The sequence below is a fragment of the uncultured Roseovarius sp. genome, from assembly GCF_947259555.1.
Lineage (GTDB): Bacteria > Pseudomonadota > Alphaproteobacteria > Rhodobacterales > Rhodobacteraceae > Roseovarius.
On sequence record NZ_CAMYMD010000045.1, the window covers coordinates 1 to 25,371 of the forward strand.

Here is a 25,371-nt window from a genome sequence, read left to right on the forward strand (position 1 = left end):
AGCGGGCCTCGGCCCGGTCGCCGGCCCCGACCGAAAGCGCGAACCACGTGCTTGGCCCGAACGGCGTGCGCTCGCGGGCGGGCGGCGCGGCATCGGGCGCGCTGAGGTCTTCGGGCGCGGACCAGCGCGACTGGTAGAGCCGCAGATAGGCGGCGGCGATCTCTTGCGGGCTGTGCAGCGTCAGGAGTTCGTCGGCAAAGGCGGTTTCGGTCTCGGACGGGGCCTCGGACCAGACCGGATCGGCCAGCAGGCGTGCGCGGTCCTGCGCCTCGATATCCTGTGCTGTGGGCGGGGTGGTCCATTCGGCGGTGATCTTGGCGAATTTCAGCAGGCGTTCAGCCTTTTTCGCGGCTTTCACCGGCACGATCAGCGCCGAGACGCCCTTGCGCCCGGCGCGGCCCGTGCGGCCCGAGCGGTGCAACAGCCCTTCGGAATTGCTGGGCAATTCGGCATGCACGACCAGATCGAGATTGGGCAGGTCGATACCGCGCGCGGCGACGTCGGTGGCGACGCAGACGCGTGCCCGCCCGTCGCGCATCGCCTGAAGCGCATGGGTGCGCTCGGATTGGCTGAGCTCGCCCGAGAGCGACACCACGGCAAAGCCGCGATTGGCCAGCCGCGCGGTCAGCCGGGCCACCATGGCGCGGGTATTGGCGAAGACGATGGCATTCTGCGCGTCGTGATAGCGCAGCAGGTTGATCACCGCGCCCTCGGCATCCTGCGGCGCCACGCGCAGCGCCTGATAGGCGATGTCGCTGTGCTGCTTGCCGCCGCCCAGAGTGGTCACGCGTTGTGCGTCGCGCTGGAATTTTTCCGCCAGCTTGGCGATCATCGGCGGCACGGTGGCCGAGAACATGAGTGTGCGCCGGCCCTCGGGGGCCGCCGCCAGCATGAATTCGAGATCCTCGCGAAAGCCGAGATCGAGCATTTCGTCGGCCTCGTCCAGCACCACGGCGCGCAGGGACGTCATGTCCAGAGCGCGCCGGTTGATGTGGTCACACAGACGACCCGGCGTGCCGACCACGATATGCGCACCGCGCTCCAGCGCGCGGCGCTCGTCGCGGGCGTCCATGCCGCCCACGCAGGACACCAGCCGCGCGCCGGTCTCGGCGTAAAGCCAGCTCAGCTCTCGCATCACCTGTAGCGCCAGTTCCCGTGTGGGCGCCACGATCAGCGCCAGAGGGGCAGCGGCCGGGGGCAGGCGGGGGTCGTCCCCCATCAGCGTCGAGGCGATGGCGAGGCCGAAGCCCACCGTCTTGCCCGAGCCGGTCTGCGCCGAGACCAGCAGGTCGGCTTGCCCGAGGTCTGCATCGGTCACCGCCTCCTGAACGGGGGTGAGCGTGTCATAGCCGCGTGCGGCGAGTGCGGAAGAGAGGGTCTGGGGGATCATCAAAAAATGGGGCCTTGAGCATGAGTCGTGCGCCCGTGGCGCAAGCCGCGACGCATAACTGAGCCGCGCGGCATTGTATATCGCAAATCGCCCCCCTTGTAGACCCTGCGTGAATGCGCCACGTTATGCACAATCCCGAAATGCGAACAGGAGTGCAGAGCATGCCCGTCAAGAACCGTTTTGCCGAATTGCATGGCGATATCACCGAATGGCGCCGCGATATCCACGCCCATCCCGAAATCTTATATGAGACGCACCGCACCAGCGCGCTGGTGGCCGAAAAGCTGGAGGCGTTCGGCTGTGACGAGGTCGTGACCGGCATCGGGCGCACCGGCGTGGTGGGCGTGATCAAGGGCAAGGCCACCGGCTCGGGCAAGGTGATCGGGCTGCGCGCCGACATGGACGCGCTGCCGATCCTTGAGGCCACGGGGGTGGACTATGCCAGCAAGACCCCCGGCGCGATGCATGCCTGCGGCCATGACGGGCATACCGCGATGCTGCTTGGTGCCGCGCGCTATCTGGCCGAGACGCGCAATTTCGACGGCACCGTTGTGGTGATCTTTCAGCCCGCCGAAGAGGGCGGGGCCGGTGGCAAGGCGATGTGCGACGATGGGCTGATGGAGAGGTTCGGCATTCAGGAGGTTTACGGCATGCACAACTGGCCGGGCCGTCCGGTGGGCAGCTTTGCCATCCGTCCCGGCGCGTTCTTTGCCGCAACTGACCAGTTTGATATCGAGATCACCGGCAAGGGCGGTCATGCCGCCAAGCCGCAGGAGACTGTCGACCCCACGGTGATGGCCGCGCATATGGTGACGATGTTGCAGACCATTGCCAGCCGCAATGCCGACCCGGTTGATCAGGTCGTGGTCTCGGTCACCTCGTTTCAGACCTCGTCGAACGCGTTCAACGTGATCCCGCAATCGGTACATCTGCGCGGCACCGTGCGTACCATGAGCCCCGAGATGCGCGATCTGGCCGAGACCCGGCTGTGCGCGATTTCCGAGCATGTGGCGGCGGGCTTTGGCGGGCAGGCCGAGGTGAGCTATCATCGCGGCTATCCGGTGATGATCAATCACGAGGAGCAGACCGAATTTGCGGCCTCGGTTGCGGCCAAGGTGAGCGGCGAGTGCTCTGACGCCCCGCTGGTGATGGGTGGCGAGGATTTCGCCTTTATGCTGGAGGAACGCCCCGGGGCCTATATCCTCGTGGGCAATGGCGACACGGCGATGGTGCACAACCCCGATTACAACTTCAACGACGACGCCATTCCGGCCGGGTGCAGCTGGTGGGCGGGCATTGTCGAAGAGCGCATGCCGGCCTGAACGGGCCAGTGTCGAGGCGGGCAGGGTGAGGGGCAGGGCCCCCTCATCACCACAACCGTCAGAGCCGCTCGGGATAGCCTTTGCGGGGAAAAAGCTGCTGTGTGACGCCGGCAAAGAGCAGATAGACGCTGGTCACAACCAGCCCCCAGAGTGCCCAGCTTTCCGGGTCGAAATGCACCCATGCAGCCCAACCTGCAAAGAACGTCCAGGCCAGTGCCATCGGCAATGATATCCGGCGCCAGCGTTCGGTGCGCACGGGATGGATGAACTTGATCGGCAGGAACATCGCGACAGACAGCACCGCCACGAGGCCGAGGATGATCCAGAAATTCGGCTCGACCGCGAACATGACGAGCACGAGCATGTTCCAGCAGCCCGGAAAGCCGTGAAAGGAATTGTCGCGGGTCTTCATCCGCGCGTCGGCGAAATACATCGCGCTCGCATAGGTGATCACGATGATCGCGACCCAGCCGGTCCAGCCGGGCAGCAGATCGGATTTGAAGAGCGCAAACGCCGGGATGAACACGTAAGTCAGATAGTCGATGATGAGGTCGAGCAATACGCCATCGAATTGCGGCGCATTCTTTTGCACGTCGTATTTGCGCGCGAGAGGCCCGTCGATGCCGTCCACGGCAAAGGCGACCACGAGCCAGAGAAACATCAACTCCCATTCCCGGTCGATGGCGGCGAGCATGGCCAGCATCGCGAAAACCGCCCCGGTGGCTGTGAGTAAGTGGACGAGTAACGCGCGCATCTGAGGTGTCATGTCGCTGTAATGCCGCAGAGATCACGGATTTGCAAAGGAAAAGCCCGACCCCCGAGGGAGGCCGGGCTGATTCTGTCTCGCGGTGCTCAGTTCGACAGCCGCACCTCTTCGAGCGGATAAGCGAGCATGTCCTGCGCCTCCCACGAGACGTGGCAATCATGGCAGAAGCTTTGCTTGAACTTCATCGGTTTGCCATTGGGCTGAACCCCGGCATAAACCCAGTCGCCCGTCTCGGGGGCGCTGCCTGCTTCGCCTTTGGTCATGATGAAGAGCGGCCCGGTGCGGGCGGTCTGTTTCTTGGTGCTGATCGAGATGCTTTCCTTGGCCAGCACGGCGCCTGCGGGCATGCTGACGCCCTCTTCGGCGAATTTCAGGTATTCCTCGGCGGCCAGATCATTGGCAAAGGTCTGCAACAGGCGGTTGCCATGCGCGCCGGCCACGGCAGGACGAGTCGAGGTCACCGTCCAGTCGCGGTAATTGGACGCGACCTCATCCCCGCCCTGAGCGTATTTCTCGGCCATCTCATCCTTGAGGCAGGAATAGATCTCTTCGATTGCGGCGGCGTCGAGATCGAACGGGTCTTCGACATCGACCTTGCAATCTGCGGCAAAGGCGGCCTGACCAAATGTCATGCTGGCCATGAGGGTTGCGGCGGCGAATAGCTGGCGGTTCATATTATACTCTCCATTTCAGTCACGTGACACGCGGGTCATCCGCGCGAACCGTCGCATGATTCCAATGTAATTGAACTTAACTATTGCGTGAGGCGGAGATGCGGAGACAGGGCGTTTGCCGCGCAGGGGGCAGGTGCCGCCCTACCGGGGCGATTGCCGCGCGATGTCATCCGTTGTTTTGGTCGCGCGCTTGCGGGTGGGTGCGGGCATAGACCTCCATGAGGCGGGCGGTGTCGACGGCGGTATAGGCCTGCGTCGTGGACAGCGACGCGTGCCCCAGAAGCTCCTGGATCGCACGCAGGTCTCCGCCGGCATTCAGAAGATGAGTGGCAAAGCTGTGGCGCATGGCGTGTGGCGTTGCGGTGGCGGGCAGACCGAGCTGCGCGCGGGTCTGCTCCATCACTTTCTGGATCAGACGGGGATTGAGCGCGCCGCCGCGCGCGCCCAGAAAGAGCGGCCCGTCCGGCGTGATGTCGAAGGGGCAGAGCCGGGCATAGGCGTCCACCGCCGCGCGGGCCGGTTCGATCACCGGAACCAGCCGTTCCTTGCCGCCCTTGCCGATGATGCGCAGCGCCGTGCCAAGGGGCAGGTCGCCCCCGGTCAGGCCGAGCGCCTCGGAGATCCGCAGCCCGCAGCCGTAGAGCAGTGTCACCACGGCCTGATCGCGCGCGGCGATCCACGGGGTCAGCGATTGCGCCTCCAGCGTGCCGATCACCTCGCGGGCCGCGTCCGCCGAGAGCGGGCGGGGCAGCTTGCGCTGGAATTTCGGCGCGCGGGTCGAGAGAACGGCGGTCGCCTCGAACCCTTCACGCGCGGAGAGCCAGCGGTAGAAGCTCTTGACCGCCGAGAGCTTGCGTGCGAGCGAGCGCGCCCCGACGTCCTGCGCGCGAATATGCGCCATCCAGCCGCGCATGTCGGCGGTGCTGATCCGGGCGATCGCACCGAGGCCCTGAGCGCCGCCGTGATGCTCGGTCATGAAATGAAGAAAATCGCCGACATCGCGGGCATAGGCGTCGATCGTGTTGGCCGAGGCGCCGTGCAGTGCCTTTTGTCCCGCCAGCCACGTCGCCAAAGCGTCGCGGGCGGCGGGGCTGATCATGACAGCCAGCGGCGCATCGTTCGCTCGAAGACGCCGGCGAAAAAGGCCAGAAGATCGGTGCCCTGCTGCGGGCTGAATTGATGCGGGTCCTCGGCGCCCATCGCCAGCATGCCGGGCAGGCGATCCGCTCCGAAATCGAGAAGCAGGCATGCCTCGGACCGCAGGAACGGGGCCTCGCGGCCATAGACGCGCATGTCGCCCTCGTCGATCTGGCGCAGCGTGACCTGTCGCGCGGGCACGTCGCGGGTGCCGGTGAGGTAGGATTTGATAAAGCCGGGCTCGGCCACCGAGAGCACATCGCCCAGACGGCGCACCGCCGGGTCACTGTCATTCTGCACCGATTCGAGCACGAGGCGCACCGCGTCAACGCGCAGGATATGCGCCACCTCGCCGCCGAGATCGCGCAGGAACCCCTCGAATTCCACCGGGTCGAGCATGCGCAGGATGGCGCGATGCACCTGATTGGTGCCGGCAAGGTTTTCGTAGGCGGCGGCGATCACCGAGCGGTGGGTGTCCTCCAGCCGGTCGAGCCGGGCCTCGAGCCGTTCCATCGCGATGCCGCGCAGATCGACGATATTGCCGCCCATGGCCCGCTCATTCGCGGCGATGAGCGCGCGCATGAGGTCTTGATCGTCAAGGATGACATCGGGTTGCGCGATGATCTTTTCGCGCAGCGCATCGTTCATTTCAGGCTTGCTGCTCATTCCGGCCTCGGGGTGTTTTTTTGGTGTTATAGCAGATGTGTCGGGGAATGCCGCAAGAAATTTCGATTTTGCGAAAAGGGGTGTATTGCACGTGAGATCCTCGGGTCGGGGCGCGAGGAGGACGGGGGCAGGCTTTACCCGTCATCGTCCGGCTTGACCGGACGATCTGCCGGACGGTGAGATCCTCGGGTCAGGCCCGAGGAGGACGGGGCGCTTGGATCAGAGGTCGAGCGCGCCTTGCGCGCCGCGATCCTCTTCGCGGGCGGCGCGTTTGAAGGCGTCGTCGCGGCGGGCAGGCAGGCGCACGGCACGGTCGCGCAATTCCAGTGCCTGCTCGATGGTGACGATCTGGATGCGCGGCACCGGCTCGAACCCCTCCATCTCGAACTGGCCCGCCGCTGCCGCCTCGGAGATCATGGTTTTCTTGGGCTCGGTCAGGGTGAGGAAGATGCCGATCTCGGCGCGCTCGCGTTCGATCACGCCGCGCAGGTCGCGGATCATGCCGACGCCCACATTGTCGCCCGCCTTGACCGAGACGATGGCGCGATGGGTCTTGCCGAAATAGACATTGCCGTCGATGCCCCGGTCCGCGCCCTTCTTGCCGAGGTTGCCGGGCTGGGCGGCGATGAGCGACAGCGCCCATTTCTCGAACTCGAAATAGTAATTCTTGTCGGTCCGGCCCCGGTTGGCCATGTCGCGCGCGCCGGCGATGTCCTGCGGCACGCCGTGGGTGGTGAAGTCCACCTTGGGAAAGGCGTCGCGCAGGCGCTTCTCGATCAGCCCGATGGCAAGGTGGGTCACGTCGATACCGATCCAGTTGCGCCCGAGTTTTTCCGCCGCATGAACGGTGGTGCCGCAGCCGCAGAACGGATCGAGCACCACGTCGCCGGGGTTCGATGAGGCGGCGACGATACGTTCGAGCAGGGCGACGGGTTTTTGCGTGGGGTAGCCGAGGCGTTCTTGGGCTTGGGCCCCAATCGGAGGAATATCATCCCACACGTTCCCGACGATTTGTCCGTGCATTTCATCGAGATATTTTTTTACCCGAATTCGTCCAGAAGGTTTTGGTGGAAAGATAAGCCTATTTTCGGAGTCTAGTTTCTCCATCTTTTCTCGCGAGACAGTCCAGCCGTTCGGGTGTGGCTGGAAGCCTTTGTATTCATAAGTAAGATTTGGTCTTGGATTTGGGCTTCGGAGATTCTCACTTGAGTATCGGCGGCCATCTGGCTCTTTGAAACGAAAGTTCTTTTCGGCATACTCTTTTGAGTAAGGACGATACTGCCTGTTAAAAATGGAAGTGTCCGATTTGTTATAAAAGAATATAATGTCGGACAGATCAGCAAAGCCGTTCTTTGCATCATTGTGCGCGCTGGTTCGCTTCCAAATCACCTCATTCCGAAAATTCCGCGCCCCGAAAATCGCATCCAGCAAGATCTTCAGGTAATGGCTCGCCGTCGGGTCGCAGTGCAGATAGAGCGATCCGGTGGGCTTGAGCACCCGGTGCAGTTCCAGCAGGCGCACGGCCATCATGGTGAGATAGGCCATCATGTCATTCTCACCCAGGAAGGACCGCATGGCGCGCAGCATCTCTGCCGCTGCGCCGTTGCCGGAGCGCAGCACCTCGCCGAATGCCTCCTCCGCCGCGTCGGTCCAGTGCCAGGTGTCGTCAAACGCCTCGATCTGCGCCGCAGACTCGTTCCCCGATGGCCCGCGAAACAGCACGTTATAGGAGGCGTTGGAATTGAACGGCGGGTCGAGATAGACGAGGTCCACCGACGCGTCCGCGATGCTGTCGCGCAGCACGCTGAGATTGTCGCCGTAATAGAGGTGATTGCCCATGCTGCCTGCCCCTGCTGCCTGCCCGCGACTGTGGGCGGGTTCTGGTTAAGGGGGAGTTTAGGCGCGCGTCTGGTGGCTGTCCATGGGCGTTCGGGCGTTGGGTGCAGGAGATCCCCGGACCTGACTGGACGATCTGTTGGGGGGGAGATCCTCGGGTCAAGCCCGAGGATGACGGGGAGCAAAGGGCCGGGGATGACAGTAGTGAGTGAGGCTGACGCGGGCAGGCTTTGCCCGTCATCGTCCGGCTTGACCGGACGATCTGCCGGACGGTGAGATCCTCGGGTCAGGCCCGAGGATGACGCTAGAGCGTGAGGATGACGGGGCGCGGGCGTGGCGCACCGAATAAGGATCAGAGGATCTTTTGACCGGTCTTTTCCCAATCGGCCATGAACGTCTTGAGCCCCTGATCGGTCAGCGGGTGTTCGGCCATCTTCTTGATCACGGCGGGCGGGGCCGTCATCACGTCGGCGCCGATCTGGGCCGCCTGAAACGCGTGGTTCACGGTGCGGATCGAGGCCGCGAGGATCTGCGTCTCGAAGCCGTAATTGTCGTAGATCTGGCGGATATCGGCGATCAGCTCCATCCCGTCGAGGTTGATGTCGTCAAGCCGCCCGATGAAGGGCGAGATGAACGTGGCGCCTGCCTTGGCCGCCAGAAGTGCCTGATTGGCGGAAAAGCACAGCGTCACGTTGACCATGTTGCCCTCGCCCGAGAGCACCTTGCACGCCTTGAGACCGTCCCATGTCAGCGGCACCTTGACCGCGATGTTTCCGGCGATTTGCGCGAGCTTGCGGCCCTCTGCGATCATCTCATCCGCAGTCAGCGCGACCACCTCGGCGCTGACCGGGCCATCGACCATCCCGGCGATCTCCTTGGTCACGTCGAGAATGTCACGGCCCGATTTCAGGATCAGCGAGGGGTTGGTGGTGACACCATCGACCATGCCGAGGTCATTGAGTTCGGCGATCTGATCGGTTTCGGCGGTATCGACAAAGAATTTCATGGGATGGCCCTCTGTGGCGGGTTGGGTTCTGTTGCGGATGCGTTTACCTCATAGGAACGTCCGCCGAAACCCCTCACGCACAGGAGCCGCCCGTTGAACGCATCGTTGCCGGAGTTCCATCCCGAGGGTGATTTGGTGGCGGTGCTGACGGCGCAGCCGCTGGATGGCCCGCTGGATTATCTGGCCCCCGAGGGCGGGGTGATGGCGGGGGCCTTTGTCGAGGTGCCGCTTGGTCCGCGCAAGGTGCTGGGCGTGGTCTGGGGGCCGGGGCGCGGTGGGTTTGATCTCAAGAAGGCACGGCGCATCATCCGGGTGCTCGATGTGGCCCCGATGCGCGACGAGATGCAGGAGTTCTTGCGGCGGGCGGGCGAATATACGCTGACGCCGCTCTCGGCGATGTTGCGGCTGGCCACCCGTGCGCCCGGGCTCAGCGATCCGCCCTCGATGCAGAAGGTCTACCGTCTGGGTGATGTCGAGCCTGCGCGGATGACCGAGGCACGCGCGCGGGTGCTGGAGGTGTTGCGCAGCCATGGTGGTCTGGGCTTTACCCTGAAGGAGCTGAGCGATCTGGCCGCAGTGACGTCCTCGGTGGTCAAGGGGCTGGTCGCGCAGGGCGCTGTGCGCGAGGAGACCACGCCGCGCGACACGCCCTTTGCGCGGCTCGATCCCGAGCGGCCGCCCAAGGATCTGACCGAGGCTCAGGACCGCGCCGCGCGGGCGATCTGTGACGGCTTGCGGAGCGGCGCCTATCGCACGACCCTGCTGCGCGGCGTGACCGGCTCGGGCAAGACCGAAGTTTATCTCGAAGCGGTGGCCGAGGCGCTGCGGCTGGGCGGGCAGGCACTGGTGCTCTTGCCGGAGATCGCGTTGACGGCGGAGTTTCTCACGCGGGTCGAGGCGCGGTTTGGCGCGCGCCCCGCCGAGTGGCATTCGGGTGTGACCATGACCGAGCGGCGGCGGGTCTGGAAGATGGTCGGCCGGGGCGATGCGCAAATGGTGGTGGGCGCGCGGTCGGCGCTGTTTCTGCCGTTTCAAAATCTGCGGCTCATCGTGGTGGATGAAGAGCATGATACCTCTTACAAGCAAGAGGATGGCGTGCTCTACCATGCGCGTGACATGGCCGTGCTGCGCGCGAGCCTGTGTGGTGCGCGGGTGGTTCTGGCCTCGGCCACGCCAAGCCTCGAGAGCTGGGCCAATGCCGAGGCCGGCAAGTATCAACGGCTCGATCTGGACGCGCGGTTCGGCGCGGCGATGATGCCGGAGCTTGCCGCCATCGACATGCGCGCAGAGACCTTGCCCGCGAGCCGCTGGATTTCGCCGACCTTGCAGGCGGCGGTCAATGCGCGGGTGGCGGCGGGCGAACAGGCGTTGTTGTTTCTCAACCGTCGCGGCTATGCGCCGACCACGATCTGCCGGGCCTGCGGGCATCAGATCGGCTGTGAGCAATGCGATGCGCGGATGGTCGAGCATCGGTTTCAGAAACGCCTGATCTGCCATCAATGCGGCGAGAGCGCCGCGTTGCCCGAGGCTTGCCCGTCCTGTGGTGTCGAGGGCAAACTGGCGGCTGTCGGGCCGGGGGTAGAGCGGTTGGCCGAGGAGGCGGCGGCGCTGTTCCCGCAGGCGCGGATTGCGGTGTTATCGTCTGATCTGTTCGGCTCGGCCCGGGCCCTCAAGGAGCAGATCGTCGAGATCGCAGAGGGCGGTGCGGATATCATCATCGGCACGCAGCTTGTCGCCAAGGGGCACAATTTTCCACTGCTGACGCTTGTGGGGGTCATTGACGCCGATCTGGGGCTGCAAGGCTCGGATCTGCGCGCCGCCGAGCGGACATTCCAACTGATGCGGCAGGTGGCGGGGCGCGCGGGGCGGGCAGAGCGTGCGGGGCGCGCGCTCTTGCAGACGTTTCAGCCCGAACATCCGGTGATCCGCGCCATTCTGGCGGGGGATGAGGAAGGATTCTGGCGTGCCGAGGCCGAGGGCCGCCGGCAGGCCGGTGTGCCGCCTTATGGGCGGATGGCCGGGATAATTCTCAGTTCACCGGACATGCAAGCGGTGTTCGATCTGGGCGAGGCGCTGGCGCGGTGTGACGGGCCGGTGAGGGCCGTGGGGGCGCAGGTCTTTGGGCCGGCTCCGGCACCGATTGCGCGTATTCGCGGGCGTCACCGGGTGCGGCTGCTGGTCAAGGCCCCGAAGGGCGCGCCCCTACAGGCAGCGGTGTCGGACTGGGTGGCTCAGGTGCGTTTGCCCGCTCAGGTGCGGCTGACGGTTGATATCGACCCGCAGAGTTTTTACTGAGCGGTGACCGCGCGCGCCGGGTGCGCGCTGGTCAATGCCCGCGATCCGTTGCATGACAGGGCATGGACCTCTGGATCATTCTCTCCGTTGCGGCGGCGGCGTTTCAGACGCTGCGCTTCATGCTGCAAAAACACCTCAGCATGGGGGCGCTCAGCGCGGGCGGTGCGACGCTGGCGCGGTTCTTTTATTCCGCGCCATTCATTGTGGCTCTGGCGCTTGGGTATCTGTGGTTGGCGGGGGGGCCGTGGCCCGGTTATACGCCGCTCTTTTGGGTCTATGCCGTGGTGGGGGGGCTGTCGCAGATCCTGGCCACATGGTGTGTCGTGGCGCTGTTCTCGGAGCGCAATTTTGCCGTTGGTATCACGTTCAAGAAAACAGAGGTGGTGCAGACGGCGATCGTGGGCCTGGTGATCCTCGGGGACCGCATCACGGTCTGGGGGGTGGGGGCGATTGTCTTGGGTCTGGCCGGTGTGCTGATCCTGTCAGAAACGCCGGGGCTGGAGGGGCGCTGGTGGCGGCGCTTTGCCAATCGTGCGGCCCTGCTTGGGCTGGCGTCGGGGGCGTTCTTTGCGGTCTCTGCCGTGGGCTATCGCGGGGCGACACTGGAAGTGGCGAGCGGTGATCCGTTCTTGCGCGCGGGCCTGACGCTGGCGGTGGTGACGGTGATGCAGGCGGTTGCACTCTCGCTCTGGCTGATCTGGCGCGAGCCGGGGCAGGTGGGCCGGGTGATCGCCGCGCGGCGGACCGCCGTCTGGATGGGTTTGACCGGCATGGCCGGGAGCCTGTGCTGGTTTACCGCCTTCACGCTGGAAAACGCCGCGATGGTGTTTGCGGTGGGGCAGGTCGAGGTGATTTTCTCGCTGTTTGCCTCGGTTCTGGTCTTCGGCGAGCGGATCACGCGGCGTGAGGGCTGGGGGATCGGGCTGATCACGCTGTCGGTGATCGCGGTGGTGGTTTTGCGGTGAAGGTATACAGGTCTGGCCTGGAGCTGCCGTTGCCGCAAGCCGCGCATCGTCGTGCCGCGGTGTGGCGATCCAATGTTAATTTGGCAGTGTTTTATGCCAGCCAAGCCCGAAAAACATCCGAGCGCAGAGCATGTTGCAGCCAAATCGCCGCGCCGGGGGGCGGCACGGCGATGCGCGGCGGCCTTCGGCCGCGTTTCGCGCAGGTGCTTCAATCAATGTCCGCTCCAGGCCAGAACCGGCACAGCCCTCAGCCAGCCCCCGCCCCGTTCAACCGCAAAAACAGGCTCTCCTCGTCATCGTTGCGAAAGAACGGCACCGAGGCGGGCGGGGTGCGGTCATGGGCGCGGGCTGTGACCTCGGCCAGAACGACCTCGGTGATGAAGGGCAGATCGAACTTGCGCGCATCCGCGAGCGGCACCCATTGCAGGTGGCTCAATTCTTCGCAGGCATCAGAAAAATCATCCGGGTCGCCGTCGAGGGCCTCGGCATGAACGAGGAAAAACCGGGCATCGAACCGGCGCGGGCGGCCCGGTGGTGTGATCGCACGAAACACGAATTGCAGCGGATCGGCACGCGGCAGCAGGCCGCGTGCGGCAAAACCCTGCCAATCGTCCGGCACCGCGCCCGGCCAAGCTCCGGGTTGCCCGAGTGCAAGGCCTGTCTCTTCCCACAGCTCGCGCACCGCAGCGGCGGCAAGCGCGTGGCTTAGATCGCGGTCGCTATCCTCACGCAGACGTTCGGCGCAAAGCGCGGGCAAGGGGCGTGCGAGCGGGATATCGGCATCGCCCGCGTCCACGGCCCCGCCGGGAAAGACGAATTTGTTGGGCATGAAGGCCGCCTGCGCGCCGCGTTGCCCCATCAGGACATGCGGGCGCGCCTCATCGCGCAGCACGATAACGGTTGCCGCATCGCGGATCCTGGTCTTGTCGATGTCACTCATGGCCGCCCTTTCGCGCGCAGGGCTTAGCGGCTCTCTCCGAATCCGTGCATCAGCCGCGCCCATTGAAAGGCCACGATGGCCCCCTTCAATCGGGGCAGAAGGTAAAGCGAGAGCGCAATGGTGCCAATAGAGAATATGGTGAACAGCATCAGCGGCTCGGGCCGGAACTGCACAAAGGCGATATGCAGGAGCGGGGCCATGAGATGCCCTACGATGAGAATCGTCAGATAGGCCGGCCCGTCATCGGCGCGCGCGTGGCTCAGGTCTTCGCGGCACACGGGGCAGGTGTCGCGCAGCTTGAGATAACTCTTGAGAATGGGCCCGCTGCCGCAGTTGGGGCACTTGCGGCAAAAACCCCGGCGCAAGGCGGGCCAGAAGGGACGGTCTGATTGAATGGCGGTGGTGTCGCGCATGGGGCGGCCTTTCGTTGCGGTGGCGCAAACATGGCGAAAGCGGTGCGATGTTTAAAGGTGGCAGCTTGCCCTTGCGGCGCGATGTCGCAAATCAAGTCGCGAGCGATGCAAAAAAATCAATCCTGCGCGCCGGAAGCGCGGGCCGTGCGCGTATCACCTTGCAGAAACGGCCCGACAGCGCGGCGTTTCACGACAACAGACACGTCACAAGAGGACAGGAGAAGTCACGATGAACAATATGGTTTTGATCGCAGGTCTGGCCACCGCCATCACGCTTGGCGGGCTGAGCGCCGTCGAGGCGGGCAACCACAAGGGCGGCAAGCATCATGGCGGCATGCAGATGCGGCACAGTTTCGAGGAGCTTGATACCGATGGCGATGGCAAGATCACGCCCGAGGAGATGGCGGGCCACATGCAGGCGCGCTTTGAGGGCGCCGACAGCGATGGCGACGGCGCCCTGTCGCGCGACGAGTTGGTCGCGCGGATGATGGAGCGCCGGGCCGAGCGGATGGGCAAATACGCCGATCACATGATCGAGCGGCATGATGCCAATGCCGACGGCAAGCTGAGCATGGGCGAGATGCGCGCCGGCCGTCAGGGCAAGATGTTCAAGCGCGTCGATGCCGATGGCGATGGCGCGATCAGCGCCGAGGAGTTCGCCAAGATGCGCGAGATGCGCGGCAAGCATCACGGCATGAAGCAGGGCGGCAAAGCCTCCGAGTAACCCCCCTCACGTGGCGGGCAGGCCCTGCGCCCGGCCCGCCACGCTGGTCAGGGACCGGGCTGAAGGATACGCTTGGGGGCCATGACGATGCCGTTCGACGCCCATGACGACGTGCCAGACGAGGCGCTGCTTGTGCTGTTTGCCAATGGCGACGGGGCGGCAGCGCGCGTGCTCACGCTGCGGCTGACGCCGCGCGTGATGGCGCATGCGTATCGCCTGTTGGGCAACCGGGCCGAGGCCGAGGATGTGGCACAGGAGGCGATGCTGCGGCTGTGGAAACAGGCGCCCGACTGGCGTCAGGGCGAGGCGAAGGTGACCACGTGGCTCTACCGTGTGGTGGCCAATCTGTGCATCGACAGGCTGCGCCGGGCGCGGGGCGGGGCGGTCGCGCTTGATGCGATCCCCGAGCCTGCGGACGGGCGTGCAAGTGCTGTCGAGCAATTGCAAGAGCGCGCCCGCGCCGAGGCGTTGCAGGCCGCGCTCGACACGCTGCCCGAGCGGCAGCGTCAGGCGGTGGTGCTGCGCCATATCGAGGGGCTGGCAAACCCCGAGATCGCCGAGATCATGGAAATCACGATCGAGGCCGTTGAAAGTCTGACCTCGCGGGGCAAACGCGCGCTGAGCGCGGCCCTCGCCGGGCGGCAAGAGGAGTTGGGATATGTCGATGAGCGATAAGGATGACGCGGGCGAGGGGCTCGATGTCTTTTTCGAGGCCGCGCGCTGTCAGGTGCCTGCGCCATCGCCGGACCTGTTGGCGCGGGTTCTGGCCGACGCGGATGTTGCTCAACAGGCCCATTCCGCCGCTTTTGCTGCTGCCCCGCGCCAAGGTATCGGGCCGCGTCTCTATCGTCTGCTTGGCGGCTGGCCTGCGATGGCGGGGCTGGCCACTGCGGCACTCACCGGTATCTGGATCGGCACCGCCCTGCCCGAGGGGCTGATTGGCACGGCAGAGGCGGCCTATCTCGTGGATATCACGCCTGAAATGGCCTTTGATCTGGCCGGGGGGGATTTCTGATGGCAGAGATGAACGAGCGGCAGGACAAGCCCGGTACGGGGCGATGGATGCGCGTATTGCTGGTGGTTTCGCTGGCTGTGAACCTTGCGGTCGTCGGGGTCGTTGCCGGATGGGCGCTGCGCCACGGTGGCCATCACGGGCATCATCCGTCGCGGCTTGACCGCTCTGGCGGGCCGCTGACCCGCGCGTTGAGCGAAGAAGATCGCCGCGATGTCGGGCAGCGCATGCGTGAGGTCTGGCGCGAGACCGGTGGCCGCCGCGCGGGTATGCGCGAGAGTTTTGATGCTCTGGTGGCTGACCTGCGGGCCGTACCTTTTGACCCGGCGCGCGTGGCCGAACGGATGCGCGAGCAGCGACAAGGCTTTGCCGCCCGGTTTGAGATGGGGCAGGAGGTCTTGATCGAGCACCTGTCTGACATGAGCGATGCAAAACGCGCGGCCTATGCTGACAGGCTTGAGGCGCAGATCGAGGCCTATCGCGCCAAACGCGAACACGACAGGACCGACTGAGGCGATGGTCCGGGTGTGATCAGCCCCGTGGATCGAAGATTTCGGGCAAATCGGCACGCGTTGTGCGAAATGTATTCGCCGGATGATCCGGGACGGGATAGCCAAACGAGATCGCGCACAGGATCAGACGCCGCTCGGGCAGGTCGAAATGCGTGCGAATCATCGGGGCGTAAGCCGCGACAGAGGCCTGCGCGATGCTGCCCACGCCAAGCGCCGTCGCGGCGAGCATGAAGGCGGTGATGAAGCCGCCGGTATCCATTGCGCCGTACGGCCCGAGGGCGGCTGTGGAATGGACGATGGCCACATGCGGCGCGCCGAAGAGGTGATAGTTCTGCATGCTCTGCTCGGCCCGGGCCGAGCGGTCGGTGCGGGCGATGCCGACGGCCTTGTAGAGTTGCAGCCCGCATTCGCGGCGGCGTGCGCCATGTGCGCCGGGGTAGCTGTCGGGCCAGGGCAGGTCGGGTTCGGGCGCATCATTTTTCACGGCCTCCAGCAAAGCGTCCCGAAATCGTTCGGTTTCCGCGCCGCGTGTCACGGTCGCCTGCCAGGGCTGCGCATTGCACCAAGACGGCGCGCGGCCTGCGGCCATGACGATCTGCTCGATCACCTCCGGATCCACCGCGTCGGGCAGGAAGGCGCGACAGGAATGCCGCGCATCGAGGATGGTGTGGAGCGTGTCATAGGCGTTTGTCATGCGGGGTCCTCTGCGCCGGGCCATGTGTCGGAGAGACGGTAGCCCTCGGGCCAGGGGTCTTCGGGGTCCAGCATAAGGGTTGATTGCCCGGTGATCCATGCCCGGCCCGCGATTTCCGGGCGGATCGCCGCCAAGGGGCCACAGGTGGTGGTCCCGAGGATGCGCCCGTCAAAGCGCGCGCCGATGAGCGAGGTGGCGCTATAGCGGTCGTCTTGCGTCATCTGCCCGCGTGCGTGCAGGAGCGCCATGCGCACTGAAAGGCCGGTGCCGGTGGGCGAGCGGTCGATCTTGCCGGGGCGGATGGCGACGGCGTGGCGGGCGTGGAGCGTGTCGCCGTCGCGCTCGGGCGGGGTGGCGAAGAGGCAAAACGAGATATGCCGCCAATCGGGGTTGGTGGGGTGCTCGAACCCCTGTTGATCGGTCGCGGCGCGGGTGATGCGGGTGCCGGTCTCGGCCAGGGCTCGCGCGTTTTCCGGCGTCAGCGCCAGGTCGAGCGTCGCGGGGTCGACCACCACGAAACTGTCGCCGCCAAAGCCGGTATCGACGGTGATGCGCCCCAGCCCGGCCACGTCGAGCGGGGTATCGAGGCGGCAGGCGAAAGAGGGCAGGTTTTCCAGCGCAATTTCGGTCACGCGGCCGCCTTCGCAGCGCGCGCGCACCGCCACAAGCCCGCCGGGGGCCTCCAGTGTCAGCCGGGTTTCGGGCTCTTGCATGGGCAGGATGCCGGTCTCCAGCAGCACGGTCGCCACGCAGATCGTGTTGGAGCCGGACATCGGCGGGGTGTCGCAGGGCTCCATGATGATGAAGCCCATGTCGGCGCGGCTGTCCACCGGCGGCACCAGCAGGTTGACGTGGCGAAAGACGCCGCCGCGCGGCTCGTTCAGCACGAAACGGCGCAGCCGGTCGTCGCGGGCGATGTGGCGGGATTTCTCCCACATGGTCGCCCCCGGCGGCGGTGCGACGCCGCCGGTGATGACATCGCCCACCTCACCGCCCGCATGCGCCGTGGTGATCTGGATCGCGACGGTGGAGCGCATCAGATCCCGCCCTGTTCCAGCGCGATCAGATAGCCGATGCCGCCTGCGATAGCCGCGCCCAGAATGACCGCGACGGCGATTTTCCACGCCGACCACGGCCGTTCGCCCTGCACCCGGCCGGTGCGGGCATTGACCACGAAGCGGTAGGTCTCGCCCCGGTATTTATAGGCGGCGAGCCAGACCGGGAGCAGGATATGCTTGAAGGTGACACCGCTCACGGCGGTGTCGATATCGTGGATGCGTTGCCGGTCGCCGCCGATGTCAAAGCGCACGTCGCGGGCGATGGTGGCGTCCATCTTGTCACGAGCCTGCGCGAAGCCGTCGTCGAGATCGACGCTGTAGCCCTCGGCGCGGAAACCGGCGAGATATTCCGGCGTGTAGGGCTCCAGCGCCGAGAGATCCCACGGCTCCAGCGCGTCGGTGAAGCGTTTGGGCAGCGAGGTTGAGGCGAGCACCAGCACATCGTCGAAGAACCGCGCGACCCGGCCCGAGACGGCGCGCCAGCGGACGCGGGCGACCTGAACGGTCTGGCGCTTGCCGTCGCGCATGACGGTGCGGCTCTCGTAATAGACGGTGCCGCGCTCGCCGCGATAGTGTGACTTGGTGTCGGCGTCGAAGGTCCAGTAGGGGACGTAGATGCCTTCCATCTTGCGGCCCTTGCGCGCGTAGTCCTGCAGGCCGTTCGGCGCGAACCAGAGCCGCCCGAGCCAGTCGGTCATCGCCTTGCGGGCGGCACTCTCGTCAAGCGCGAAGGGCAGCAGTGCGCGCGGCTTGATATGGCGATGGGTGCCGGTATCGGTGACGACCGGCGAGGCGCAGAACGGACATTCGGTGGCGTGGGTGTCGTCGCCCAGTTCGACCTGCGCGCCGCAGCTGGTGCATTTGGTGGTGCGGGTCTCTTCCATCTCCTGCGCGGGAAGCTGGTCGCGGAGCGCGGCGCGGAAATCAAGTTCCTTGATGCCGCCCTGCCACGGCCCGCCGGTCTCGATCTCGGCCACGTCGCCGCAATGGTCGCAGATCAGCTGGCCCGCGCCCGGATCGTAGCGGTAATCCGACCCGCAGCTTGCACAGGGAAAGCGATGTTCGGACGGGGCGGGGGCGGGAGGGGGTGTGTCTGACATGAAGCCTTCAGAGAATGTGGTGAATGGCGCGCGGGGTGATCCGCCGCAGCGCGCCGTCGCCCAGCGCGGTGTGCCGCCAGAGGTTGAAGACCGCGTGCAGCGCGCTCACCGCGAGCAGCGCCAAAAGCAATGTGCGCGCCTCGGGGCCGGGCAGGGGGGTGGCGAGCGTCTCTGCCAGAAGCGCCAGCGCGCCCCAGCCCAGGAGCGCATAGATCGCCCGGTGCAGCCATGGGTGCAGGGCGCGCACCGCGCCTTCGAGTTTCGGTCCCGGCCCGCTCATCAGCCCGAAGACCAGCGCAAGTGCGCATACACCGAGCGCGGAGGCGGCGTAGAGCAGCGAGAGCCATGTGGTCGCCCCGCCATCGCCCAGCACGAAGAGCAAAAGCAACAGGTTCAGCCAGTGCAGCGTGATGGTGGCGTGGCGGCGCATGGGCTCAGGCGCCCGGCGGCGGCGGCGGCATGACGGTGAAGAGCTGCGCCAGTTCCGTCACGTCCTCGGCGCGCTTCCATCCGTCCTGACCGGCGGTCCAGACATGGCTGTCGCGGGTGAGGCTGCCTTCGGTCACCATGCGCCCGAGACGGGCCTTGGAATAGGGGCCGTGGGTCTGGCCGTCTTCGGCGATGTGCCAGACATGTTCGACGGGCGGCGGCGGGGGGGCTGCGGGCGGTTGTTCCTGCGGCGGGCGCGCGCCCCACGGCCCCGGATTGCGGTTCTGATCGGCCATCTGCTGCGCCATCGCCATGCCCATCCCCATGCCGAGACCGGCCCCGATGCCACCGCCGCCCGACGGGTTTTTGGCCGCCGATGTCATCGCCTCGGCGGTGGAATACTGGGTGAAGCGGCCAAGATCGCCCGCGAGGCCCATCGAGGTGCGCTTGTCGAGCGCCTGTTCGACGGCGGGCGGCAAGGAGATGTTTTCAATGTAGAATTCCGGGATTTCCAGCCCGTATTCGGCGACCACGGCGGTAATCTCTCCGGCTACCAGCTTGCCCATATCGGCGGTGTTGGCGGCCATGTCGAGGACCGGGATGCCGCTGCCTGCGATGATGCGCGAAAACGCCTGCACGATGATGTTGCGGATCTGGAAGCTGATCTCGTCCATGGTGAATTCGCCGTCGGTGCCGACGATTTCCGACAGGAACTTCGCTGGGTCGCTCACACGCACGGTATAGGTGCCGAAGGCGCGGATGCGGGTCGGGCCGAATTCCGGATCGCGCAGCATGATCGGGTTCTTGGTGCCCCATTTGAGGTTGGTGAACCGGTTGGTGGCGACGAAGTAGATTTCTGACTTGAAGGGCGAGCGAAAGCCATGATCCCAGTGTTGCAGGGAGGTCATGATCGGCATGTTGTTGGTCTCGAGCATGTAGAGACCGGGGGTGAAGACATCGGCCAGCTGCCCTTCATGGACGAAGACGGCGGATTGTCCCTCGCGCACGGTGAGTTTCGCGCCGTACTTGATCTCGTGGCCCTCGCGCTCGAAGCGCCAGACCATGGTGTCGCGGGTGTCGTCGGTCCAGTGGATGACGTCGATGAACTGGCCGGAGAGGAAATCGAAGATGGGCATTTAGTCTTTTCCTTCTGTTCGTTTTTCCTGAAGATGTTCCATCATCTGCTTGTGCTTTTCTTCATCGTCTGCCACCTTTTCGCTGATGTGCTGGGTAACCACGTGCAAAGGAGTATGACGTAGCTGTCCTAATAGCTTTTCGATCTTCTCAATTGCTTTTGTTTGTCTCGACGCAAGGCCATCATCTGCTCGTTGCATGGCCAATTCCTTAGTGTCTATTTTTTGTATTCTTTCGTAGCGCTTATTTTCGATATCTTCGTAGGTTACCAGAAATTTAAGCTCTGGAATTTCCGGTTGCTCGAGAAGCCTATGACCCACACCAAAATTGAATGATATCGACTTATCCTGCGGAATTGTTCGGAATGTTTGTCGGACTTTGTCAAAGTCAGTAATGATCCTATCGGGCACAAATTGTGAGATGTCTGTTTGTAAATCCACCGATACGTTTAGAGCAGCCCCAGCACCAACATTTGTTATTTCCAATGTTGACATAATTCTTGCGTCCTCCCTGTTTGCCAAGTGCAGTAGTATCACTGGATCAGTTCCAGCTTGGCGCATTTTGCGCTGCTCTGCGAGTGCGTGAAACGAGAGGAAAAGGGACGTCACTGCTACAACAAGCGTGAGAATAGAGGGGATAACTTCTAGGAGTGTATTGCGGTTCAGGTCTTCTCGAAGCAGGTCAGAGATCAAATAAACGCCTATAAAAGCGACTAATCCCACACAAACACCAAGTGCAAACTCACCGGACTTTAGCATGTATATTAGCTCTCAGTTGTTGGAATTATTGAACTCATAAAGAACTATGATCGTCACACCGGCCCGCCCGCGCGCTCATCCAGCAGGCGGCGGAGGATGGGGCGGGCCTCGTCGGGGGTCATGCCGGGTTTGAGATCGGGGGAATAGAGCAGGCGCAGCAAGTCCTCGTCATGGGTGGTCAGCAGGGCGAACTCGTCATCGTCGTTGAAGATCGAGGGGCGCGCGGCGGGGCTGTCATCGGCAAGGCCGAGGCCCTGCGCGACTTCTTCATGGACACAGGATTCGCGCATCAATGCAGGGTGCTCGGCGCGGATGAGCGCGATGGCACGGCGATAGGTGTGGTCCTCGCCCCGCCCGGAAAACGCCACCACAAGGCAATGGATGGAGCGCGGCATGTCGCGGAAGATCGCGAGCGTGTTGGGGCCGACCTCGGGCACGATCTGGCGAATGCGGGCAAGCGCCGTGGCGCGATCATCCTCGCCCATGAAAAGCACATGGAAATTGGGATTGGTCGAGACCGAGGTGATCGGGTGGCGGGTGACCTGGGCAAGCCGGGCCGCGTAATCGGCGACAAGCCGGCGATCCTTGGCGCGCTGCTGTTCCGGGACCGAACTGCCGAACTCGACACCGACGCGCACCGGGCCCTGCCACTTGCGCAGGCCGCCCGCGCGCCCCGAAGACGGCCGAAACCCGGCGCCTTGCTGATACTCGTCGTAAAACGCGATACGCTCGAAGTTACGCATCAGATCGGTATCGGTATAGGGCGTGTCGGGGCCACCGCCATCCCGCCTCAGGAGGCCGCGACTGAGCAGATCGCGCTCGACCCGGGCATAATAGCGCGCGAGCGCCTCGCTGTTGGCCGACGGGACCGGTGCGGCGCCTGATTGTGGGCGGCTTGGGCGTGCCTCGGGGCGTGAGCTGCTCTGGGGCGGCGCGGGCATGTCACATGCGGCCACCGCCAACAGCGCCAGCCCGATCAGCCCCCGAATGATCCCGCCTGCGTGCATCCCGGTTCAGCCCTTGGGCACGGCGGTGCCCGCGTTGTCCCCCACACCGTCCCGGCGCGCCTTGGCCGAGGCGAGCGTGTCGCGCAGGTCGGTCTCCATTTTTTGCAGGTCCTCCTCGGCCTTGGCGCGTTTGGCCTTGCCCTCGTCGGCGATCTGGAGACTTTCCTGAATGGTGCCGATGAGGTCGGCATTGGCCTGTTTAACGGCCTCGATGTCAAAGACGCCGCGCTCCATCTCCTGCCGGATCATCTTGTTGCTTTCGCGGAGGTTCTTGGCGTTGGCGGTCAAAAGCTCGTTGGTGAGGTCATTGGCGTCGCGCACCGCCTTTGCGGCCTCTGACGAACGCTGGATGGTGACCGCCTGCGCCAGTTGGGTTTCCCAGAGCGGCACGGTGTTGACGAGGGTGGAGTTGATCTTGGTCACCAGAGATTTGTCGTTTTCCTGCACCAGACGGATCGAGGGCAGCGATTGCATCGTCACCTGACGGGTCAGTTTCAGGTCATGCACCCGGCGTTCGAGATCGTCGCGGGCGGCGCGCAGGTCGCGCAATTCCTGCGCCTTCATGACCTGATCGTTCTCCGGCGCGGCCTGGACCTCGGCCTCGGCGGCTGGAATGTCCTTGGTGTCCAGCTCCTTGAGCTTGGCCTCGCCTGCGGCGATGTAGAGCGCCAGTTCGTCATAGAAGGCGAGCGTCTTCTCGTAGAGCATGTCGAGCGATTTGATGTCCTTGAGCAGGGTATGCTCATGGCCTAGCAGATCGTCGGTGATCTTGTCGATCTGGCCCTGCACCTCTTCGAACCGGGCGGTGAACTTGGCGATTGGGGCGGCGCGGCCCAGAAGCTTTTCCCACCACGAGCGCTCGCGGCGCACGTCAAGCTCGGAGACCGAAAAGCCCCGGATCGTGGTGACGATGCCGCGCAAGCTGTCGCCTGCCGGGCCGACATCCTTGTTGCGCACCCCTTGCAGCATGGATTGCGAAATTTCCTGCAATTCGGCCTGCGCGGCAGAGCCGAAGGAGACGATGGACTGGGTGTCGCCCATGTCGATCTCTGACATGCGGCGGGTGATCTCGGCGCTGGCGGGGGCGTCTGCCTGCTCCAGCGGGACGATGGCATTTGCATCGTTGGGTTCTGGCAGGATGGCGCGGCCCACGGCTTCGACATCGGCGAGAGCGGCTTCGGCTTGTTTGCGGGTGGTCTGTGACATGCGATCTGTCCTTTTTACGCTAAATCTTTGGTCTCCAGGTGGACGCCTTCGCGTTCCAGCCGCTCGCGCAATACTTCGATCTCGATATCGAGATCGGTGGTGCTGTCGGCCATCAGCGCGCGGGTCTTGGCCGTGAAATTCTGTTCAAGGTCGCTGAGCAAAAGCAGATACTTTTCGCGCGCCTCGGCGTTTGGGGCACGGGCTGCGAGGTCGGCGTATTTCACCGACGCGTCGCGCGCGCCCATCAGGTAGACGCCGAGATACTTGCGCGCCGCCGTCAGGTCACGCGGATCGTCCTCGACGGTGCGCAGCATGTCGCGCACAGTGACCTGAAACCGATCAAGCCGGGCCTCGAGCTGGCGGTCGCCCGTGCGTCGGATCGTGTCGGACATTGATTTGAGATAGTCCTCGGCCTGATCGACGACACGCGCCACGCGGTCGGTCTGAAAGCTGTCTACCCCTTCGAGGCGCTTGTCCTGGAGCGGGTCGAGACCAAAGGACAGGCTGTGCAGTATCGCGCCCGCAATGGTGTAGATCGCGGGTTCGAGCAGACCGCCGCCCGCGGCAAACCCCGCGATGCCAAGCCCGACACCGGTCAGGACCGACGCGAATATCTTGCGCGGGATGGCCGGGCGGCGGGCGATCTTGCGGGCCTCATAGGCCTCTTGTGCAAGGATCCCCTCGCGGGTGAGCCACGCGGCCAGCAGCAGGGTGCCCAAGGCTGCAAGATTGAACATCATGTCCACCGGCCCGGAGCCGAAGGCGCGTAGGGCAAGGGGCAGTGGCGCGAAAAACAGGAGGTTCACGCGCCCGCCCGCGCGGGTCCGGCGTGCGCCGCGAAAGCCGCCGGTGTTGGGGGCGGTCTCCTTGACCCCGTCGGGGCTGTACTTGCCGCCGAAGCGCTGCGCCATCACACGCCCCCTGTCGCTGCGACAAAGGCGATCAGCGCCACCAGCAGAAAAAATGCCAGTTTTTGAAGTCCCGTGTCACTCATGACGCCCCCGGAGCCGGTTTCGCTTGGATAGAACTTAGGCGAAGGGGCGCAGGCTTGCTAGGGGGAAGATTGGCGGATGCGGCGCACGGTGAGGGCGATCATTCTCGCCCTCACCGATTTCAAACAGGCTCAGCCGGCATGTCTGCTTTGCGCGCGGCGCTCGGCATTCAGCTTGCGGCTGTAGCGCGATTGGATGATCTCGACGATGAAGAGCACGACGACCGAGAAATAGAAGGTGGTCTTGGACATTGGCACCACTTCGTACCCGAAGAACCTGAGCGCAAGCGCATCGTCGTGCATGGCGTGCGCCGCCGCCTGTCCGGCCTCACCCAGAAGCACGACACCGACGATCAGCAGGATGAACAGGCCGAGCACCTCGTACATGCGGTTCTTTTGAAGGAATTTCGTCACGCCGTCGGCCAGAAAGAGCATCGCGGCCCCCGACAGCAGGATCGCCGCCGCGAGAATCGGGAAAACATCGGTGATCGCCAGGGCCGAGAGCACCGAGTCGAAGGAAAAGATCAGGTTCATCAGGACGATGAGCATGACAACCTGGGTTGCCGACTTGCTGGATTTGGCGTCGAGATCGGTGTCGAGATGCTCGATCGAGAGCATGTGCGATATTTCCTTGACGGCCGTGTAGATGATGAAGATGCCGCCGAGGATGAAGACGCAGGTTGCGAAATTGACCCCGCCTTCGAGGACGCCTGTCCAGTTCAGTATCAGAAACGGCTCTGCCAAGGCGTCTATCGCCCGGATCATCACGAAGAGCAGGACAACCCGCAGCGCCACGGCGAGGATGATGCCCCAATAGCGGACCGAGCGTTGATGCGCGACCGGCGCGCGTTGCGATTCTATCGAGATGTAGAGCAGGTTGTCAAAGCCCAGAACCGCCTGAAGAAAACAGAGCATCAGGAGGTTGCCAAGGTTTGCCACGGTCAGGAGATCGGCCATTGGAGAGGTCCCTTGTTGATCACATACTGAGATCCTCCATAGCCCGCACCGCCGCCTGTCGAAAGGGGAAGTCGCCCGGAAACGGCGCAGCGTCGGCGCGGGATCAGGTGTTCGTGCTGGCCACCCGCCAAAAGGGTCGCATTCTGCCTCTGGTGTGGTTTCGGTTGCTCGGAGGGGCCGAGGGGCGGATGGCATGGACCGTGGCCGCAAGCCGCGCATCGTCGTGCCGCGGTGTGGCGATCCTAGGCTAGTTTGGCAGTGCTTTATGGCAGCCAAGCCCGAAAAACATCAGAGCGCAGAACAGGTTGCAGCCAAATCGCCGCGCCGGGGGGCGGCACGGCGATGCGCGGCGGCCTTCGGCCTTGTTCCGCGCAGGTGC

26 protein-coding genes are annotated in these 25,371 nt (G+C 64.5%); 7 read left to right on the forward strand and 19 right to left on the reverse strand.

What is annotated here, in order from left to right; all coding sequences use genetic code 11:
* Positions 1 to 1,390 (reverse strand): DEAD/DEAH box helicase (locus Q0X85_RS07620; RefSeq protein ID WP_297771054.1); only part of this gene is annotated, 1,390 nt, incomplete at its 3' end.
* Between the two features lie 161 nt (positions 1,391 to 1,551).
* On the opposite strand from Q0X85_RS07620, the gene Q0X85_RS07625 reads away from it, so the two are divergent.
* Positions 1,552 to 2,712: a M20 aminoacylase family protein gene (locus Q0X85_RS07625; protein WP_297771056.1), complete on the forward strand. Its 1,161-nt coding sequence runs from the start codon at positions 1,552 to 1,554 to the stop codon at positions 2,710 to 2,712.
* A 58-nt stretch (positions 2,713 to 2,770) separates the two neighbouring features.
* On the opposite strand, the gene Q0X85_RS07630 is transcribed toward Q0X85_RS07625, so the two are convergent.
* The 6 genes from Q0X85_RS07630 to fsa form a co-directional block, all read right to left on the reverse strand.
* Positions 2,771 to 3,478, reverse strand: a complete 708-nt coding sequence (locus Q0X85_RS07630) for a CDP-alcohol phosphatidyltransferase family protein (RefSeq protein ID WP_297771058.1) — start codon at positions 3,476 to 3,478, stop codon at positions 2,771 to 2,773.
* An 86-nt stretch (positions 3,479 to 3,564) separates the two neighbouring features.
* A complete protein-coding gene (locus tag Q0X85_RS07635) occupies positions 3,565 to 4,152 on the reverse strand; it encodes a cytochrome P460 family protein (protein ID WP_297771060.1) in 588 nt (195 codons plus the stop codon).
* Positions 4,153 to 4,318: 166 nt separating this feature from the next.
* Positions 4,319 to 5,251, reverse strand: a complete 933-nt coding sequence (locus tag Q0X85_RS07640) for a tyrosine recombinase XerC (RefSeq protein ID WP_297771062.1) — start codon at positions 5,249 to 5,251, stop codon at positions 4,319 to 4,321.
* The gene (locus tag Q0X85_RS07645; RefSeq protein ID WP_297771064.1) at positions 5,248 to 5,955 is read right to left on the reverse strand and encodes a DUF484 family protein; all 708 of its coding nucleotides are present in this window, start codon (positions 5,953 to 5,955) and stop codon (positions 5,248 to 5,250) included. Before Q0X85_RS07645 ends, Q0X85_RS07640 begins: the two co-directional genes overlap by 4 nt.
* A 219-nt stretch (positions 5,956 to 6,174) precedes the next feature.
* Positions 6,175 to 7,794, reverse strand: a complete 1,620-nt coding sequence (locus Q0X85_RS07650; RefSeq protein WP_297771066.1) for a DNA methyltransferase — start codon at positions 7,792 to 7,794, stop codon at positions 6,175 to 6,177.
* 349 nt (positions 7,795 to 8,143) lie between these two features.
* A complete protein-coding gene (gene fsa / locus Q0X85_RS07655) occupies positions 8,144 to 8,797 on the reverse strand; it encodes a fructose-6-phosphate aldolase (protein WP_297771068.1) in 654 nt (217 codons plus the stop codon).
* A 93-nt stretch (positions 8,798 to 8,890) separates the two neighbouring features.
* Here fsa and Q0X85_RS07660 point away from each other — a divergent pair, with 93 nt between their 5' ends.
* Both Q0X85_RS07660 and Q0X85_RS07665 read left to right on the forward strand, forming a co-directional pair.
* Entirely contained in the window at positions 8,891 to 11,092 is a 2,202-nt protein-coding gene (locus Q0X85_RS07660; protein ID WP_297771070.1) for a primosomal protein N', read from the forward strand.
* A 62-nt stretch (positions 11,093 to 11,154) separates the two neighbouring features.
* Positions 11,155 to 12,057, forward strand: a complete 903-nt coding sequence (locus tag Q0X85_RS07665; RefSeq protein ID WP_297771072.1) for a DMT family transporter — start codon at positions 11,155 to 11,157, stop codon at positions 12,055 to 12,057.
* 247 nt (positions 12,058 to 12,304) lie between these two features.
* Here Q0X85_RS07665 and Q0X85_RS07670 read toward each other — a convergent pair whose 3' ends face one another.
* Positions 12,305 to 12,997: an NUDIX hydrolase gene (locus Q0X85_RS07670; protein WP_297771074.1), complete on the reverse strand. Its 693-nt coding sequence runs from the start codon at positions 12,995 to 12,997 to the stop codon at positions 12,305 to 12,307.
* Between the two features lie 23 nt (positions 12,998 to 13,020).
* Complete coding sequence (locus tag Q0X85_RS07675; RefSeq protein WP_297771076.1) at positions 13,021 to 13,410, reverse strand: DUF983 domain-containing protein; 390 nt, start codon at positions 13,408 to 13,410, stop codon at positions 13,021 to 13,023.
* A gap of 229 nt (positions 13,411 to 13,639) precedes the next feature.
* Here Q0X85_RS07675 and Q0X85_RS07680 point away from each other — a divergent pair, with 229 nt between their 5' ends.
* The 4 genes from Q0X85_RS07680 to Q0X85_RS07695 all read left to right on the forward strand — a co-directional run bounded on the left by Q0X85_RS07680 (position 13,640) and on the right by Q0X85_RS07695 (position 15,658).
* Entirely contained in the window at positions 13,640 to 14,134 is a 495-nt protein-coding gene (locus tag Q0X85_RS07680) for an EF-hand domain-containing protein (protein ID WP_297771077.1), read from the forward strand.
* Positions 14,135 to 14,215: 81 nt separating this feature from the next.
* On the forward strand, positions 14,216 to 14,809 hold the full coding sequence (locus Q0X85_RS07685; protein WP_297771078.1) for an RNA polymerase sigma factor: 594 nt from the start codon (positions 14,216 to 14,218) through the stop codon (positions 14,807 to 14,809).
* Positions 14,793 to 15,149 carry a hypothetical protein gene (locus Q0X85_RS07690; protein WP_297771080.1) on the forward strand — a complete coding sequence of 119 codons (357 nt, stop codon included), beginning with the start codon at positions 14,793 to 14,795 and terminating at the stop codon, positions 15,147 to 15,149. Before Q0X85_RS07685 ends, Q0X85_RS07690 begins: the two co-directional genes overlap by 17 nt.
* The gene (locus Q0X85_RS07695; RefSeq protein WP_297771082.1) at positions 15,149 to 15,658 is read left to right on the forward strand and encodes a periplasmic heavy metal sensor; all 510 of its coding nucleotides are present in this window, start codon (positions 15,149 to 15,151) and stop codon (positions 15,656 to 15,658) included. Before Q0X85_RS07690 ends, Q0X85_RS07695 begins: the two co-directional genes overlap by 1 nt.
* A 19-nt stretch (positions 15,659 to 15,677) precedes the next feature.
* Here the strand turns inward: Q0X85_RS07695 and Q0X85_RS07700 are convergent, their stop codons facing one another.
* The 10 genes from Q0X85_RS07700 to Q0X85_RS07745 all read right to left on the reverse strand — a co-directional run bounded on the left by Q0X85_RS07700 (position 15,678) and on the right by Q0X85_RS07745 (position 24,992).
* Positions 15,678 to 16,352, reverse strand: coding sequence for a nitroreductase (locus Q0X85_RS07700; RefSeq protein ID WP_297771084.1), 675 nt, complete (start codon positions 16,350 to 16,352; stop codon positions 15,678 to 15,680).
* Positions 16,349 to 17,389, reverse strand: coding sequence for a proline racemase family protein (locus Q0X85_RS07705; protein WP_297771085.1), 1,041 nt, complete (start codon positions 17,387 to 17,389; stop codon positions 16,349 to 16,351). Before Q0X85_RS07705 ends, Q0X85_RS07700 begins: the two co-directional genes overlap by 4 nt.
* A complete protein-coding gene (locus Q0X85_RS07710) occupies positions 17,389 to 18,510 on the reverse strand; it encodes a TFIIB-type zinc finger domain-containing protein (protein WP_297771087.1) in 1,122 nt (373 codons plus the stop codon). Before Q0X85_RS07710 ends, Q0X85_RS07705 begins: the two co-directional genes overlap by 1 nt.
* A gap of 7 nt (positions 18,511 to 18,517) precedes the next feature.
* Positions 18,518 to 18,940 (reverse strand): hypothetical protein, encoded by a 423-nt coding sequence (locus Q0X85_RS07715; RefSeq protein WP_297771088.1) that lies wholly within the window; start codon positions 18,938 to 18,940, stop codon positions 18,518 to 18,520.
* Between the two features lie 4 nt (positions 18,941 to 18,944).
* Positions 18,945 to 20,075 carry an SPFH domain-containing protein gene (locus tag Q0X85_RS07720; protein ID WP_297771090.1) on the reverse strand — a complete coding sequence of 377 codons (1,131 nt, stop codon included), beginning with the start codon at positions 20,073 to 20,075 and terminating at the stop codon, positions 18,945 to 18,947.
* On the reverse strand, positions 20,076 to 20,831 hold the full coding sequence (locus Q0X85_RS07725; protein WP_297771092.1) for a hypothetical protein: 756 nt from the start codon (positions 20,829 to 20,831) through the stop codon (positions 20,076 to 20,078).
* A 53-nt stretch (positions 20,832 to 20,884) separates the two neighbouring features.
* Complete coding sequence (locus Q0X85_RS07730) at positions 20,885 to 21,838, reverse strand: DUF2927 domain-containing protein (protein ID WP_297771094.1); 954 nt, start codon at positions 21,836 to 21,838, stop codon at positions 20,885 to 20,887.
* A 6-nt stretch (positions 21,839 to 21,844) separates the two neighbouring features.
* Positions 21,845 to 23,044: a toxic anion resistance protein gene (locus tag Q0X85_RS07735; RefSeq protein ID WP_297771095.1), complete on the reverse strand. Its 1,200-nt coding sequence runs from the start codon at positions 23,042 to 23,044 to the stop codon at positions 21,845 to 21,847.
* A 14-nt stretch (positions 23,045 to 23,058) separates the two neighbouring features.
* Positions 23,059 to 23,955 carry a 5-bromo-4-chloroindolyl phosphate hydrolysis family protein gene (locus tag Q0X85_RS07740; RefSeq protein WP_297771097.1) on the reverse strand — a complete coding sequence of 299 codons (897 nt, stop codon included), beginning with the start codon at positions 23,953 to 23,955 and terminating at the stop codon, positions 23,059 to 23,061.
* Between the two features lie 212 nt (positions 23,956 to 24,167).
* The gene (locus Q0X85_RS07745; RefSeq protein ID WP_297771099.1) at positions 24,168 to 24,992 is read right to left on the reverse strand and encodes a tellurium resistance protein TerC; all 825 of its coding nucleotides are present in this window, start codon (positions 24,990 to 24,992) and stop codon (positions 24,168 to 24,170) included.
* Between the last annotated feature and the right edge of the window lie 379 nt (positions 24,993 to 25,371).

Coding starts and splice junctions, on each gene's coding strand:
- Q0X85_RS07685 (WP_297771078.1), top strand. CDS start 14,216: ATGACGATGCCGTTCGACGCCCATGACGACGTGCCAGACGAGGCGCTG.
- Q0X85_RS07670 (WP_297771074.1), bottom strand. CDS start 12,997: ATGAGTGACATCGACAAGACCAGGATCCGCGATGCGGCAACCGTTATC.
- Q0X85_RS07690 (WP_297771080.1), top strand. CDS start 14,793: ATGTCGATGAGCGATAAGGATGACGCGGGCGAGGGGCTCGATGTCTTT.
- Q0X85_RS07650 (WP_297771066.1), bottom strand. CDS start 7,794: ATGGGCAATCACCTCTATTACGGCGACAATCTCAGCGTGCTGCGCGAC.
- Q0X85_RS07680 (WP_297771077.1), top strand. CDS start 13,640: ATGAACAATATGGTTTTGATCGCAGGTCTGGCCACCGCCATCACGCTT.
- fsa (WP_297771068.1), bottom strand. CDS start 8,797: ATGAAATTCTTTGTCGATACCGCCGAAACCGATCAGATCGCCGAACTC.
- Q0X85_RS07705 (WP_297771085.1), bottom strand. CDS start 17,389: ATGCGCTCCACCGTCGCGATCCAGATCACCACGGCGCATGCGGGCGGT.
- Q0X85_RS07730 (WP_297771094.1), bottom strand. CDS start 21,838: ATGCACGCAGGCGGGATCATTCGGGGGCTGATCGGGCTGGCGCTGTTG.
- Q0X85_RS07715 (WP_297771088.1), bottom strand. CDS start 18,940: ATGCGCCGCCACGCCACCATCACGCTGCACTGGCTGAACCTGTTGCTT.
- Q0X85_RS07645 (WP_297771064.1), bottom strand. CDS start 5,955: ATGAGCAGCAAGCCTGAAATGAACGATGCGCTGCGCGAAAAGATCATC.
- Q0X85_RS07725 (WP_297771092.1), bottom strand. CDS start 20,831: ATGCTAAAGTCCGGTGAGTTTGCACTTGGTGTTTGTGTGGGATTAGTC.
- Q0X85_RS07700 (WP_297771084.1), bottom strand. CDS start 16,352: ATGACAAACGCCTATGACACGCTCCACACCATCCTCGATGCGCGGCAT.
- Q0X85_RS07695 (WP_297771082.1), top strand. CDS start 15,149: ATGGCAGAGATGAACGAGCGGCAGGACAAGCCCGGTACGGGGCGATGG.
- Q0X85_RS07675 (WP_297771076.1), bottom strand. CDS start 13,410: ATGCGCGACACCACCGCCATTCAATCAGACCGTCCCTTCTGGCCCGCC.
- Q0X85_RS07665 (WP_297771072.1), top strand. CDS start 11,155: ATGGACCTCTGGATCATTCTCTCCGTTGCGGCGGCGGCGTTTCAGACG.
- Q0X85_RS07745 (WP_297771099.1), bottom strand. CDS start 24,992: ATGGCCGATCTCCTGACCGTGGCAAACCTTGGCAACCTCCTGATGCTC.
- Q0X85_RS07625 (WP_297771056.1), top strand. CDS start 1,552: ATGCCCGTCAAGAACCGTTTTGCCGAATTGCATGGCGATATCACCGAA.
- Q0X85_RS07710 (WP_297771087.1), bottom strand. CDS start 18,510: ATGTCAGACACACCCCCTCCCGCCCCCGCCCCGTCCGAACATCGCTTT.
- Q0X85_RS07735 (WP_297771095.1), bottom strand. CDS start 23,044: ATGTCACAGACCACCCGCAAACAAGCCGAAGCCGCTCTCGCCGATGTC.
- Q0X85_RS07720 (WP_297771090.1), bottom strand. CDS start 20,075: ATGCCCATCTTCGATTTCCTCTCCGGCCAGTTCATCGACGTCATCCAC.
- Q0X85_RS07640 (WP_297771062.1), bottom strand. CDS start 5,251: ATGATCAGCCCCGCCGCCCGCGACGCTTTGGCGACGTGGCTGGCGGGA.
- Q0X85_RS07740 (WP_297771097.1), bottom strand. CDS start 23,955: ATGGCGCAGCGCTTCGGCGGCAAGTACAGCCCCGACGGGGTCAAGGAG.
- Q0X85_RS07635 (WP_297771060.1), bottom strand. CDS start 4,152: ATGAACCGCCAGCTATTCGCCGCCGCAACCCTCATGGCCAGCATGACA.
- Q0X85_RS07630 (WP_297771058.1), bottom strand. CDS start 3,478: ATGACACCTCAGATGCGCGCGTTACTCGTCCACTTACTCACAGCCACC.